This is a genomic window from Micromonospora sp. KC723 (assembly GCF_004348595.1).
In the GTDB taxonomy this organism is placed as follows: domain Bacteria; phylum Actinomycetota; class Actinomycetes; order Mycobacteriales; family Micromonosporaceae; genus Micromonospora.
In genome coordinates, this window is record NZ_SMKD01000146.1 from 1 (window position 1) to 12,788 (window position 12,788).

The 12,788-nt window shown below is 74.2% G+C and carries 13 protein-coding genes; 5 read left to right on the plus strand and 8 right to left on the minus strand.

Annotation, left to right across the window (positions count from 1 at the left end):
- Positions 1 to 21: 21 nt before the first annotated feature.
- The 7 genes from E1165_RS30155 to E1165_RS24190 all read right to left on the minus strand — a co-directional run bounded on the left by E1165_RS30155 (position 22) and on the right by E1165_RS24190 (position 6,064).
- On the minus strand, positions 22 to 459 hold the full coding sequence (locus tag E1165_RS30155) for a gas vesicle protein (protein WP_371687396.1): 438 nt from the start codon (positions 457 to 459) through the stop codon (positions 22 to 24).
- 63 nt (positions 460 to 522) lie between these two features.
- Positions 523 to 1,032 carry a GNAT family N-acetyltransferase gene (locus tag E1165_RS24165; protein WP_132394040.1) on the minus strand — a complete coding sequence of 170 codons (510 nt, stop codon included), beginning with the start codon at positions 1,030 to 1,032 and terminating at the stop codon, positions 523 to 525.
- A gap of 173 nt (positions 1,033 to 1,205) precedes the next feature.
- Positions 1,206 to 2,102, minus strand: coding sequence for a hypothetical protein (locus E1165_RS24170; protein ID WP_243704966.1), 897 nt, complete (start codon positions 2,100 to 2,102; stop codon positions 1,206 to 1,208).
- Positions 2,103 to 2,492: 390 nt separating this feature from the next.
- On the minus strand, positions 2,493 to 2,930 hold the full coding sequence (locus E1165_RS24175) for a DUF3263 domain-containing protein (protein WP_132394041.1): 438 nt from the start codon (positions 2,928 to 2,930) through the stop codon (positions 2,493 to 2,495).
- A gap of 207 nt (positions 2,931 to 3,137) precedes the next feature.
- Positions 3,138 to 4,151 (minus strand): ABC transporter permease subunit, encoded by a 1,014-nt coding sequence (locus E1165_RS24180; protein ID WP_132394042.1) that lies wholly within the window; start codon positions 4,149 to 4,151, stop codon positions 3,138 to 3,140.
- Positions 4,148 to 5,158: an ATP-binding cassette domain-containing protein gene (locus E1165_RS24185; RefSeq protein ID WP_132394043.1), complete on the minus strand. Its 1,011-nt coding sequence runs from the start codon at positions 5,156 to 5,158 to the stop codon at positions 4,148 to 4,150. Before E1165_RS24185 ends, E1165_RS24180 begins: the two co-directional genes overlap by 4 nt.
- Before the next feature lie 120 nt (positions 5,159 to 5,278).
- A complete protein-coding gene (locus E1165_RS24190; RefSeq protein WP_132394044.1) occupies positions 5,279 to 6,064 on the minus strand; it encodes a DeoR/GlpR family DNA-binding transcription regulator in 786 nt (261 codons plus the stop codon).
- A gap of 198 nt (positions 6,065 to 6,262) precedes the next feature.
- On the opposite strand from E1165_RS24190, the gene E1165_RS24195 reads away from it, so the two are divergent.
- From E1165_RS24195 to nagA, 3 genes are all read left to right on the plus strand, one after another.
- Positions 6,263 to 7,192 carry an SIS domain-containing protein gene (locus tag E1165_RS24195; RefSeq protein WP_132394045.1) on the plus strand — a complete coding sequence of 310 codons (930 nt, stop codon included), beginning with the start codon at positions 6,263 to 6,265 and terminating at the stop codon, positions 7,190 to 7,192.
- A 62-nt stretch (positions 7,193 to 7,254) separates the two neighbouring features.
- Complete coding sequence (locus E1165_RS24200; RefSeq protein WP_243704967.1) at positions 7,255 to 8,238, plus strand: ROK family protein; 984 nt, start codon at positions 7,255 to 7,257, stop codon at positions 8,236 to 8,238.
- Complete coding sequence (gene nagA / locus E1165_RS24205) at positions 8,223 to 9,332, plus strand: N-acetylglucosamine-6-phosphate deacetylase (protein WP_132394047.1); 1,110 nt, start codon at positions 8,223 to 8,225, stop codon at positions 9,330 to 9,332. The genes E1165_RS24200 and nagA overlap by 16 nt, the downstream gene beginning before the upstream one ends.
- Positions 9,333 to 9,363: 31 nt before the next feature.
- Here nagA and E1165_RS24210 read toward each other — a convergent pair whose 3' ends face one another.
- Entirely contained in the window at positions 9,364 to 10,575 is a 1,212-nt protein-coding gene (locus E1165_RS24210; protein WP_132394048.1) for a DUF4032 domain-containing protein, read from the minus strand.
- Positions 10,576 to 10,698: 123 nt separating this feature from the next.
- On the opposite strand from E1165_RS24210, the gene E1165_RS24215 reads away from it, so the two are divergent.
- Both E1165_RS24215 and E1165_RS24220 read left to right on the plus strand, forming a co-directional pair.
- Entirely contained in the window at positions 10,699 to 11,454 is a 756-nt protein-coding gene (locus E1165_RS24215; RefSeq protein ID WP_132394049.1) for a phosphatase PAP2 family protein, read from the plus strand.
- A gap of 9 nt (positions 11,455 to 11,463) precedes the next feature.
- Positions 11,464 to 12,699 carry an APC family permease gene (locus E1165_RS24220; RefSeq protein ID WP_132394050.1) on the plus strand — a complete coding sequence of 412 codons (1,236 nt, stop codon included), beginning with the start codon at positions 11,464 to 11,466 and terminating at the stop codon, positions 12,697 to 12,699.
- The last annotated feature ends 89 nt before the right edge of the window (positions 12,700 to 12,788 follow it).

Genomic DNA, 12,788 nt, shown 5'->3' on the forward strand with positions numbered 1-12,788 from the left:
ACCCCGCGTCGCCCCATCCACTCATCCGCACTCCCCGGCGTCGGGCGACACGAGGGCGCCGACCGAGGCGACCAGCGCGCGCAGCGAGATACGAACCAGGTCGATGTCGACGATGGCCAGGGTGATGTCGCCGGTGATGACCACACCGACAGCCGCTGGTCCTGCGGGGCGTGCCGCCGTGCCTCGACGGCGTGCCCGGCGAGGGCGTCGTGCTCGGCGGCAGCCGCCTCGGCGGCGAGCCGCCGCCCCTCTTCCCGGGCGGTGAGCTGGGCGCGACGCCGCCGCAGGTACGCCGCACCGGCCCCACCACCGCCGGTCGGTTCCTGATCGCGGGGCACGGCGCCCGGCACCACCGGACCCGTCCGGCTCAGGGCGTCCACCACCGCGTGGCGTGCCCGCGCCGCCCGTTCCAGCCAGGCCAGGTCCGCCAGGTTCCGGCGCAGCGCCTCCTCGCCCCACCCGTCCATCGGACCCGAGGCGACCAGGAAGGACGCCAGACGCCGCCAGACCGGCGGGTAATTGTCAGAGCGCTGGCGGGGTGGCGTCGAGAGATATCTCGGCGCGTACCCGATCACCATCGACGAACAGTTTCGCGCCACATCTCCTGAGCACTTCGACGGCACCGACGTTGTCCCGGGTGGTGTCGGCGACGACCGCGTGCATGCCGGCCGCCGCGGCGGCGTCCATCAACTCCCGCAGGGCGGCCACCCCGATGCCCCGCCCCCGGGCGGAGCGTCCCAGCCACATCCCGGTCTCCACCACCCCGGGCTCGTCGCAGCGGCGCATCCGCACCATCCCGACGACCTCGCCGCCGGCCACGATGGCGAACATCCGGGTCCGGGTCGGGCCGTCCAGGCCGGCGAAGCTGGCCCGGTGGTAGCCACGGAAGGCGTCCCGGCGGGCCGCCGACCAGCCCGCCGGAGCGTCGACCGGGGGCATCACGTCCTCGGGTTCCGCCTCGGCCACCGCTACGGAGAGCAAGGGCTCCAGGTTTCGCTCGTCCACCGGCTCCAGTCGTACCGCACCCGTCACGTGCCGGAGTCTGCCGCTACGCCAGCCGCCCGTCCAGGGTTTCGGCCGTGGACCGCCCCTCCGTCATCCGGTTTCGCCCGGTCGGCGGGCACCAGTTGTGAACGACGCCGGCGACCGTGACCGATCCCGCGCTGTGCGCTCTGCCGAGCAGCGGAGGTCGGGCGAACGGGCGATCAGTCCCGGGACGGGAACTCGCACAGCAGCACCGAGGCGTCGTCGGCGCGCTTGTGCCGGCGCAGCCGATCCGGATGCTCACGCTCGGCGGCGCGTACCCGGTCGACCAGCGCACCCGGTCCCTCGGCGGTGACCAGGTCGAGCAGCCCGGTCCAGTCGAGGAGCCCGAACTGGTCGACCGCGCAGGAGGCACCGTCGCTGAGCAGCACGGCCCGCCGGACCGCGCCCGGACCGCGCAGCGGCAGTGTGCCGGTGAGCGCGTGGTACGCCGCGTCCGGATCGGTCGCCGCGACCCAGTAGCCGTGCGTACGGTTCATCCGTTCCCGCTGGGCTGTCACCGCCCGTCGGAACCGGGTCTCCGGAGGGGTTTCCTCCGGCAGGGTCGCCGCGATCCGGCGCAGGTCGGCCGTCGCCGAGTCGAGCCGGTCGTCCGAGACCACCGTCACCCGGCCGCCGGCCTCGAACACCAGCGGGCTGTCACAGAGCACCAGGTAGTCGACCTCGTCGACACCCTCGCGCAGTAGGCAGACCGTCGACGACGGGGTGCCCGGATGGTCGAGGTCGCAGGCGTCCCCGTGATCGGCGCGGACCCCGAGCAGCGCCGCCGCCAGGCTGCTCACCAGCGTGGCCGCCGGCCGGGCGGCGACCGCCAGCCCGATCCGGGCGGCCAGGTGGCGGACGAACCAGGCCGGCCCGTGTACGCATCCGGTGTCGAAGCCCTCCGGCACGGTCGCGCCGTCCAGCACCCCCACCAGCGGGCCGAACCGGAACACGACGTCCTCGTTCTCGAGCCGGCCCGGCGCGGGTACCGAGACGGAACTGACCCGCATCGTCGACAGCGCGCCGACCGTCCGGACGGTGTGCCCCGCCGGGTGTCGCGCCTCCGGTCCCGCCATCGGCTGCTCCTCTCCGCCCACCCGTCCGCCCTGCCGCCACCCGCACCCCGCGCGTCCAGGCCACGCCGTGCTCCCAGGGACCACCCGGCGCACAGGGACCGCCCGGCGCGCCCCCGATTGCGGCAAGTCGCGGTATCCGGCACGGCCGACGCCGCAGTATGTCGCAACCGCCCCGGTCGGGGTGACCACGCCCCGGGCTACCCGCCCTGAGGTGGCTCATGCTCCCGGGTTGGGGCAAGGTCGGGCGCGGCGAAGAGCGCCGCCTCCGGGCACCGCCACATGCCCCGGACCAGGAACCGGGCCACCCGGTCGGCCCCTGCCGGCCCGGCCGGACCCGCCCGATCGGCCCCCGGCCCGGTCCGGGCGGTGGGTGGGTGGCCGGGCGGAGAGTCAGCGGCGACGGGTGCGGGCGCGGGACGCGCGCAACCGGCGTAGCCGCCCGACCAGCACCGGCTCGGCGGCGAGCGCGGCCGGCCGGTCCAGCAGGGCGTTGAGCAGCTGGTAGTAGCGGGTGGCGGAGAGGCCGAAGGTGTCCCGAATGGCCTGTTCCTTGGCCCCGGCGTGCCGCCACCACTGTCGTTCGAAGGCGAGGATCCGCTGTTCCCGCTCGGTCAGAAGGCCGTCGGGCCCGGCCCCGGTACCCTGGCCGTCCCCGGCTGGCGCGGCCTCCGTCGGCGCGGCGGTCGGCACGGCCTCACCGGACGTGGTCTCCACCTCGGGTACGGGGCGCGGGGGCGGAACGGGTCGCCCGGCGGCGTACGTGCCGGCGCGCCCCGGCGACGGCTCGGGCCGGTCAACGTCGGCCGGGACGGCGTCGGCGGGGGGCATGGCGCTCCTCAGCAGGGCGGACGTCCGGTGGGGCGGGGCCGACCGGGGGGCATCCAGCCTAACCAGGGTGGCTGACGATCGCACCGGACGAGGCCCGCGCCGAGCCGGAGTCGGCGCGGGCCTCGGAACGGGTGTCCGCGCAGCGGGGTGGTGCGGGGTTCGCCGGAAGTCCGGCACCCGGCACCACCCGCCCCGGTGGCGCGCCGGTCAGGCCACGTCGCGCCGGCGCATGGTCCAGAACGCGGCGACCAGTGCCAACGCCGAACCGATCCCGAACAGCAGCCCGGACTGCTGCCAGGTGACGACCAGCTCCGCGGGCTCGCACGAGCCCTGCACGAGGTTGCACGCGTCGTAGTCGAACAGCTTGTGCTGCTTCTGGAACCAGGCCATGGCGTAGGTGGACAGCACGTACCGATCCCCGAACGCGACGCCGGCGACCTCCATGCCGATCCGCATACCGATCTCACTGACCACGGCGACCCCGATCGCGACGCCGAGCGCCATCGAGGTGTGCCGGCCGAGTGAGGCGAGCGCGAAGGCCACCGCGCCCGCGGCCAGGATCAGCGCCAGCGCCCGCAGCCCGCTGAGTCCGGTGGACTGCCACACCCCGGCGGTGACCTTCGCGGTGGAGCCTCGGGTGCTGGCGATCAGCCAGAAGACCGCCGTCCAGATCGCGCCGAGCAGTACGGTGACCCCGGCGAGCAGGCTCAGCAGCGCGGCCAGCTTGGCGCCGAGCACGGCCAGCCGTTTCGGCCGCCAGAGCAGCAGGTTCATCATCCCGCCGGTGTGCCACTCGGCACCGACGAAGGACGCCCCGACCACGAACCCGAACAGCGCGACCGCCCCGGCGAAGACCGCCACGAGGACGCTGAACTCGTCCCGGAAGTCGAACTCGTACGGCAGGCTCCACTCCGGATCGAACATCTCCGGTTGCGGCTGCCAGTCCCGGCCACAGTTCGGGCCGTACCTCTCCTCGGTCTGCTCGCCGCGCCCCTGGGCCGCCTCGCACTCGGCGATGCCCTTCTCCCAATCCTTCACGGCCTGCCGGTACTGGGCGTCCGCGTCGGCCCGGGCCTGCGCTATGACGGCCGGGGAGCGCTGCTGGCTCGAGAAGGCGAGGGCGGTGGCGACGCCGGCGAGCCCGAGCACCAGCAGGACGAGCATCACCCGGGTCAGCCGGCGCTTGACCAGCCGGCGAAGTTCGGTGACGTACAGACTCATGCTCCCCAACCCCCTCCGGCGCGACCGGACTGCTCCGCCCCGCCGATCCGCACGGACTCGTCGACCTGGCGGTGCTGGCCCGGCACCGGCGCGGTGTTGGTCAGCTCCAGGAAGACGCTCTCCAGGTCCACCGAGACCGGGGCCAGTTCGCTGACGTACAGGTGGTGCTCGGCGAGGAGCCGGCTCACCGAGGCCGGCTTCTCCACGCCGCTGAGCATCAGGTGGTCGGGGTGCCGGGTGACCGGCACCCCGCTGCGGCCGAGCACCTCGGCGGCGGCGGCCAGGTCCTCCGCGGCGTCCAGGCGGACCCGGACGGTGCCGAGCGAGTGCGCGGCGAGCACCTGGTCGACCGGGCCGAAGGCGACCCGCCGACCCAGCGAGATGATGGTGACCGAGTCGCAGATGAGCTGGATCTCGCCGAGGATGTGGCTGGAGAGCACCACGGTCATCCCGGACTCGGCGAGGTCGCGCATCAGGGTGCGCATCTCCCGGATACCGCCCGGGTCGAGGCCGTTGGCCGGCTCGTCGAGGATCAGCAGTTTCGGGTTCTTCAGCAGGGCTGAGGCGACGGCCAGCCGCTGCTTCATGCCGAGCGAGTACGTCTTGACCCGCTCGCCGGCCCGGTCGCGCAGCCCGACCAGTTCCAGCACCTCGTCGACCCGGGTGACCGGCACCTCGCCGGCCCCGGCGAGCAGGGACAACGTGTCCCGCGCGGTGAAGTGCGGGAAGAACTGCGGGCTCTCCACGATTGCCCCGACCTGGCCGGCCACCGTGGGCAGCGCGGCCGGCACCTCCTGGCCGAGGACGGCCATCCGGCCGCCGTCGGGCCGGATCAGGCCGAGCAGGGTACGTAGCGTGGTGGTCTTGCCCGACCCGTTCGGGCCGAGGAAGCCGTGCACCTGCCCCGCCTCGACCCGCATGTCGAAGCCGTCGAGCGCGTTGCGGACGCCGCGCCGGCGGCTCTTGTACGTCTTACGTAGACCTTCGATCTCCAGGACAGCGGACAAGCTGTGCCTCCCCCGTTGGATGGCGTGACAGCGGACACCATACTCGGTATGGCGGAGAGGACAATACCCGGTATGCATCGGCCGCCAGTCGACACCCGCAGCCGGGTGACGGAAGCCGGCTCAGGCGCAGATGACGTGCACCCCGGCGGCCCGGAACGCCTCGACGACCTCGACCGACGCACCCGAGTCGGTCACCAGCGTCTCGACCCGTTCCACCGGGCAGATCCGGGCGAAGGCGTGCCCGCCGAGCTTGGACGAGTCCGCGATGATGACCACCCGCTTGGCCCGCGCCACCATCAGGTTGTTCATCGCCGCCTCACCCTCGTGGTGGGCCGCCGCGCCGAGCTGTGGGTCGACCGCGTCCACACCGAGCAGGGCGACGTCCAGGGTGACCTCGCGCAGCAGCGCCCCGCCCAACGGGCCGACCAGCTCGAACGACTTCGGCCGCACCACCCCGCCGGCCACCACGACCTTCATCCGCGACCGGACCAGCAGCTCGTTGGCGATGTTGAGCGCGTTGGTGACCACGGTGAGCTGGGCGCCCTCGGCGCTGGTGTTGAGGTCGGGGCGGACCGCCAGGGCCCGGGCGACCTCGGTGCTGGTGGTGCCGCCGTTGAGGCCGACCACGGTGCCGGGGGAGACCAGCGCGGCGGCCGCCGCGCCGATCCGTTGCTTCTCCGCCGAGTGCTTCGCGGTCTTGTAGCGCAACGGCAGGTCGTAGCTGACTCCGTTGGCGACCGCGCCGCCCCGGGTCCGCGTGATCATCTGCTGCTGGGCGAGCTGGTCGAAGTCCCGCCGGATGGTGGCCTGGGAGACGTCCAGGCGCTCGGCCGCCTCCTCGACGCTGACCCGGCCGCTGTCGGTCAGCATCTCGAGCAGAGCGTTCCATCTGGCGTACCGGTCCACCGCGGGGCCTCCGTTGACTCTGCACGAACGGTGATTGATTGCGTGCACAGTAGTGCGCGAAACTAGCGGGGCGCAAAACCCTGTGTTGCGCGATGTTGGAGCCGGTTGCCACGGCCACCCTCGCGCGCGCAGAATAACGCGCGAAAGAAGGCAGTAACGAGCCGTATTGCGCACCGCCTCCCGGCACGAGGAGTTCTCATGGCGTACGTCGACGCGGAGATCGCGAGCCAACCCGACTGCTGGCGGGAGGCGGCCCAGCTCGCCGGCGCCGCCACCGCCGACCTGCCCCGCCCCGGCGAGCGGGTCGCCGTCGTCGGTTGCGGCACCTCGTGGTTCATGGCGATGGCGTACGCCGGGCTGCGCGAACGCGCCGGCCACGGCGAGACCGACGCCTTCCAGGCCAGCGAGTTCCCGACCGGCCGGCGATACGACCGGCTGATCGCGATCACCCGCTCCGGCACCACCACCGAGGTGCTCGACCTGCTCGCCGCGCTGCGTGGTCGGGTGCCCGGCACGGTCCTCGTCGGCGACCCCGCCTCCCCCGCCGTCGCGCTGGCCGACGCGGCCGTGACCATGCCCTTCGCCGACGAGCGCGCGGTCGTGCAGACCCGCTTCGCCACCACCGCGCTGGCGCTGCTCCGCGCCCACCTGGGCGACAACGTCGAGGCCCTCGCCGCGGACGCCGAGGTGGCCGTCCGGGCCCCGCTGCCGATCGACCCGGCCCGCATCGGGCAGGCCACCTTCCTCGGACGGGGCTGGACGGTCGGGCTGGCCCAGGAGGCCGCGCTCAAGTGCCGGGAGGCGGCCACCTTCTGGGCCGAGGCGTACCCGGCGATGGACTACCGGCACGGCCCCATCTCGATCGCCGGCCCGGGCCGGCTGGTCTGGGCGTTCGGCGAGCTGCCCGACGGGCTGCCCGAGGACGTCGCGGCCACCGGTGCCGCGTTCGTGCACAGCCGGCACCACGGCTGCCGGGCGGTGCTGGGCAACTGGGCGGCGGGGCGCACCCCGGTCGACCCGATGGCCGACCTGATCCTCGCGCAACGCTTCGCCGTCGCGCTCGCCACCAGCCGGGGCCTCGACCCGGACGCGCCCCGACACCTCAGCCGTTCCGTGGTCCTCGCGTGACCGACGCCCCCGCCGGGGACCGTGGGTTGGTCGTCGTCGCGCTGGACGTCGGCGGCACCGGGATGAAGTGCGCCCTGGTCCGCCAGGACGGCGCGGTGGTGCACGCCGAGCGGCATCCCACCGGGGCGGAACGCGGTCCGGCCGCCGTGGTCGACACCATCCTCGACGTCGCGGAGGGGCTGGCCGGCAAGGCCCGCGCCGACGGGCGCACCCCGGTGGCCTGCGGCATCGGCGTGCCCGGCCTGGTCGACGAGACCGCCGGGGTGGCGGTCTGGTCGGCCAACCTGGGCTTCCGGCACGTGCCGCTACGCGAGCTGGCCCGCGACCGGACCGGGCTGCCCACGGCGCTCGGCCACGACGTGCGCCTCGGGGGCCTGGCCGAGTCCAGGCTCGGCGCCGGCCGGGGCGTAGCACACGTCCTCTTCGTCGCCGTCGGCACCGGAATCGCCGCCGCCCACCTGGTCGGCGGGTCGGCCACGGCCGGGGCGCACGGCGCCGCCGGCGAGCTGGGCCACATCCTGGTACGCCCCGGCGGGCCGCGCTGCGGCTGCGGGCGGCCCGGCTGCCTGGAGGCGGTCGCCTCAGCCTCGGCCATCGGTCGCCGCTACACCGCGCTGGCCCGGTCGGCCGCCCTCTCCCCCGGCGGCGTCGGCGCGTCGGGCCGCCCCGGTTCCGTCGGGGCGACGACCCCGCGCACCGTCGACTTCCCGCCCGGTGGCGCGGCGTTCGGCGCCGCCGAGGTGGCCGACCGGGCGGCGGCCGGGGACGAGCTGGCCGGGCGGGTCTGGCGGGAGGCCGTCGAGGCGCTCGCCGACGGGCTCGCCACCGCGCAGGCGCTGTTCGACGTGGAATCCATGGTGATCGGCGGCGGACTGGCCCGGGCCGGCGCGCGGCTGTTCGACCCGCTGCGGTCGGCGCTGCGGGAGCGGATCACCTTTCACCGGGAGCCGCGCCTGGTCGCGGCGGCCCTCGGCGACGAGGCGGGCTGCCTCGGCGCTGCCCTGCTCGCCTTCGACAGTCTGGAGCAGCCATGGCCCTGCGGGTGACCGGCAAGGTGGTGACCCCGACCGGCGTGATCCGGCAGGGGTGCGTGGAGATCAACGGTGACCGGATCACCGCGGTGGCCGAGTACCCGGCCAAGCGGGACGGGCACTGGATCGTGCCGGGCTTCGTCGACATGCACACCCACGGCGGTGGAGGGCACACCTTCACCACCGGTGACGCCGACTCGGCCCGGCAGGCCGCCGCGTTCCACCTCGGGCACGGCACCACCACCCTGTTGGCCAGCCTGGTCAGCGGCCCGTTCGACCTGATGCGTTCGGCCACCGCCGCCTTCGCCCCGCTGGTACGCGAGGGTGTGCTGGCCGGCGTGCACTTCGAGGGGCCGTACCTGTCGGCGGCGCGCTGCGGCGCGCAGAACCCGGAGTTCCTGCGCGACCCGTCCACCGACGAGCTGGCCGAGCTGGTCGAGCTGGGCGCGGGTGCGGTCCGCATGGTGACCCTGGCCCCCGAGCGGGACGGCGCGCTGGACGCGGTCAGACTGCTCACCTCGCACGGGGTGGTGGCGGCGGTCGGCCACACCGACGCCACGTACGAGCAGACCCGGGCCGCCGTGTCGGCCGGCGCGAGCGTCGGCACCCACCTGTTCAACGGCATGCGGCCGGTGCACCACCGCGAACCGGGCCCGGTGGTGGCCCTGCTCCAGGCGCCGAACGTGGTCTGTGAGCTGGTCGCCGACGGGGTGCACCTGCACGACGGCATGCTCGCCTTCGCCGCCTCCACCGCCGGCCCGGAGCGGACCGCGCTGATCACCGACGCGATGGCCGCCGCCGGCATGCCCGACGGCGGCTACGAGTTGGGCGGCCAGGAGGTGCTGGTCTCCGGCGGGGTGGCCCGGCTCACCCGCGACGGCGCCATCGCGGGCAGCACCCTCACCATGGACGCCGCGCTGCGACACGCCGCCGGCAGTGGGATCCCGATGCCGGACGCCGTCCGCATGGTCGCCACCACCCCGGCCCGGGCGATCGGGCTCGGCGACCGGGTCGGTGCGCTCCAGGCCGGTCTCCGCGCCGACCTGGTGGTTCTCGACGACGACCTGTCCGTGGTCCGGGTGATGCGCGGCGGCGCGTGGGTGGAGTGACCGGCGCGGCGAGGTGGGGCGGACGCCGCCGTCAGCCTGTCGTCGGCACCTCGACGCCCAGGACGGCCTGCTCGTCCGGCCGGTGCACCAGCACCTCGGACAGGTACGACTGCACCGCCGGACCCATGCCGACGTCCCGGCCGGCACGCTCGGATAGCAGCCACTTGTGCTCGATGATCTGCGCGAAGATCTCCTGCGGCTCCAGCTTGCGGCGCAGGTGCGCCGGCACCGCCCGGACCACCGGCTCGAACACCTCGGTCAGCCAGCGGTGGGCGGCCTGCTGCTCGTCGGCCAGGTCGCTCTCCATCCGGTAGGCGTCCAGGTCGTTGAGCAGCCGGCGGGCCTGGTTCTCCTCGGCGTCCAGACCGGTCAGGCGCAGCAGCCGGCGGGTGTGGTAGCCGGCGTCGACCACCTTGGGTCGGACCAGGTAGCGGCCGTTGTCGACGGTCGACATGGCCACCTCGGCCACGTCGAAGCCCAGCTCGTTGAGGCGGCGGATCCGGCCCTCGATGTCGTGCCGGGCCTCCCGCTCGACCTGCTGCTCGTAGGTGATCTCGTGCCAGAGGCGCTCGTAGCGCTGCACGACCTCCTCGCAGACCATCTCGGGATCGATCGACTCGTGCAGCAGCCCGGCGGCCTGTAGGTCCAGCGCCTCGCCGAAGATGTTGACCCGGGCGATCTCCAGGTCCTCGCCACGCTGGCCGTTGGAGAGCGAGTGGTGCAGCGCCCCGGTCTCGGCGTCGACCAGGTACGCGGCGAAGGCACCGGCGTCCCGCCGGAACAGGGTGTTCGACAGCGAGCAGTCGCCCCAGAAGAAGCCCGTCAGGTGCATCCGCACCAGCAGCACCGCCAGGGCGTCCAGCAGCCGCCCCATGGTCTCCGGCCGCAGGGTACGGGAGAACAGCGCCCGGTAGGGCAGTGAGAACTGGAGGTGCCGGGTGATCAGCACCGGAGCGAGCGGCTCCCCGTCGTCGCTCTGCCGGTCGGCCACGATCGCGATCGCCTCCACCGACGGGAAGTCGATCCGCTCCAGCGCGCGGAGCAGGTCGTACTCCCGTTCGGCGACCCGCTCGCCGGTTTCCTTGACCGCGTACACGTAGTCGCCGAGCCGGACGAACCGGACGACGTGCCGGGAGATGCCCTGGGGCAGCGCCACCAGGTGGTGCGCAGGCCACTGCTCCAGCGGGGTCGACCAGGGGAGGTCCAGCAGCGCCGGGTCGACGAGAGCCGAGGTGATCCGCACGGGGTCAAGTGTGAAGGGTGCCCCCCGCCGAGCGCTTCCGATCGTGGCTCGGCACACATCGGACGCGCCCGTCCGCCCCGGCCCGCGCCAACCGGCCGCCGTCCGGGCCGGTAGCGTGACCGCGTGCGGGAAACCACGAGGGTACGCGGCGTGCCCCGGCCGGTGCGCCCCGCCGGCTGGTGGTGCGACGCCCTCCTGCTGGCCGGACTGGTCACCCTGACCGTGGCGCTCGCCGGCGGCAGGCTGCTCGGCCTCGACCTCGCGGTCAGCAGGTGGGCCTACGCGCACGACCCCGCGCCGCTGTACTGGACCGCCCGGGTGTTCAACCTGCTCGGACAGGGCGGCTGGCTGCTGATGCCGGTCGCCGGTGGGCTTGCCGCGGCAGTGGCCTGGCGGCGGCACTCGGTGCGACCGTTGCTCCTGGTCGCGACCACCTTCGTGCTGACCACCGCCACCATCGGGCCGCTCAAGCTCTGGACGGACCGGGCCGCGCCCAGCGCCACGGTCAAGGCGCCGTTCCTACCACCGGAAGAGGCGGTGGAGATCTTCAACCGACTGCCGGAGGGCGCCTACTCGATGTCCTACCCGTCAGGTCACGTGGCCAACGCGATCGTCTGGTACGGGGTGATCGCGCTGCTGCTGACCGCGCTGGCCGCCGGCCGGCTCCCCACGGCCGTCTACCGACTGGTCCGCTTCGCGCCGCCGGCGATCCTGCTGGTCACCACCACGTACCTGAACTTCCACTGGCTCACCGACGGGCTGGCCGCGCTGCTGCTCGGCCTGCTGCTGGATCGGCTGCTGCGAAGGGTCCCGTGGGACGACGTGCCGTTGCCGGGCCGGTTGCGGGCCTGGAGTGGTCCGTTCACCTCGGTCACCTAGCCTGCCGCCATGGATCGACTCCGACGGCGGTTGGGCGTGCCCGACGCGGTGGTCATCGGCCTCGGGTCGATGCTCGGCGCGGGCGTGTTCGTGGTCTTCGCCCCGGCCGCCGCGTCGGCCGGCGGCGCGGGCCTGCTGGTGGCCCTGGCCGTGGCCGGTTTCATCGCGTTCTGCAACGCGACCAGCTCGGCCCGGCTGGCCGCCCGCCACCCCGAGTCGGGCGGCACCTACGTGTACGGCCGGGAGCGGCTGAGCCCGTTCGCCGGGTTCCTGGCCGGGTGGGGGTTCGTGGTCGGTAAGACGGCGAGCTGCGCGGCGATGGCGTTGACCATCGGGGCGTACCTCTGGCCGGGGCACACCCGGCTGGCCGCGGTCGCCGCCGTGCTCGCGGTGACCGTGGTGAACCTGCGCGGCATCGCCAAGACGGCCGCCGCGACGGCCGTGCTGGTGGCCCTGGTGCTGGTCGTGCTAACCCTGGTCGTGGTGGCCGGGTTGACCGCCGGTGACGTCCAGGTCGGCCGGCTGGGCGCGGGTGGCGGCTCCGCCCGGGGGGTGCTCACCGCCGCCGGGTTGCTCTTCTTCGCCTTCGCCGGGTACGCCCGGATCGCCACCCTCGGTGAGGAGGTACGCGACCCGGAGCGGACCATCCCCCGGGCGGTCCCGCTGGCCCTCGGCGTGGTGCTGGTGATCTACCTGGTGATCGCCGTGGTGGCGGTCGGGGTGCTCGGTGCCGACCGGCTGGCCGTCTCCGCCGCGCCCCTCGTCGACGTGGTCACGGCGGCCGGGCTGCCCGGCCTGGCCTGGGTGGTCCGGGCCGGCGCGGCGATCGCGGTGACCGGGGTGCTGCTCTCCCTGCTCGCCGGGGTGGGCCGGACGCTGCTGGCGATGGCCCGCCGGCGCGACGTGCCCGGGGCGCTGGCCGTGGTGCACCCGGTGCACCAGGTGCCGCACCGGGCGGAACTGGCGGTCGCCGCCGTGGTGATCCTGGTGGTCCTGCTCGGCGACGTCCGACAGGCGATCGGTTTCTCCAGTTGCGCCGTGCTGGTCTACTACGCGATCACCAACGCCGCCGCGCTGCGGCTGGAGCACGACCCGGCGCGGAGGCTGCCGGTGCGGGCACTCGCGGTGGCGGGGCTGGTCGGCTGTGTGCTGCTCGTGGTCAACCTGCCGCTGGGCAGCGTCCTGGCCGGCTTCGCCGTGCTCGCGCTCGGCGCGGTCTGGTACGCCCTCCGCTCCCGCCGCTAGCCCACCCGGGACCCCCGACCTGCCGCAGGCGAGGTCGATGATCAGGCCGGCGCGGCGGGTCCGGTTGGGGGGTGTTCGGGCATGCGGGG

Excerpts from the sequence above, each read along its gene's own strand:
- E1165_RS24220 (WP_132394050.1), top strand. The coding sequence starts at position 11,464 with ATGGATCGACTCCGACGGCGGTTGGGCGTGCCCGACGCGGTGGTCATC.
- nagA (WP_132394047.1), top strand. The coding sequence starts at position 8,223 with ATGGCCCTGCGGGTGACCGGCAAGGTGGTGACCCCGACCGGCGTGATC.
- E1165_RS24180 (WP_132394042.1), bottom strand. The coding sequence starts at position 4,151 with ATGAGTCTGTACGTCACCGAACTTCGCCGGCTGGTCAAGCGCCGGCTG.
- E1165_RS24170 (WP_243704966.1), bottom strand. The coding sequence starts at position 2,102 with ATGGCGGGACCGGAGGCGCGACACCCGGCGGGGCACACCGTCCGGACG.
- E1165_RS24175 (WP_132394041.1), bottom strand. The coding sequence starts at position 2,930 with ATGCCCCCCGCCGACGCCGTCCCGGCCGACGTTGACCGGCCCGAGCCG.
- E1165_RS24195 (WP_132394045.1), top strand. The coding sequence starts at position 6,263 with ATGGCGTACGTCGACGCGGAGATCGCGAGCCAACCCGACTGCTGGCGG.
- E1165_RS24200 (WP_243704967.1), top strand. The coding sequence starts at position 7,255 with ATGAAGTGCGCCCTGGTCCGCCAGGACGGCGCGGTGGTGCACGCCGAG.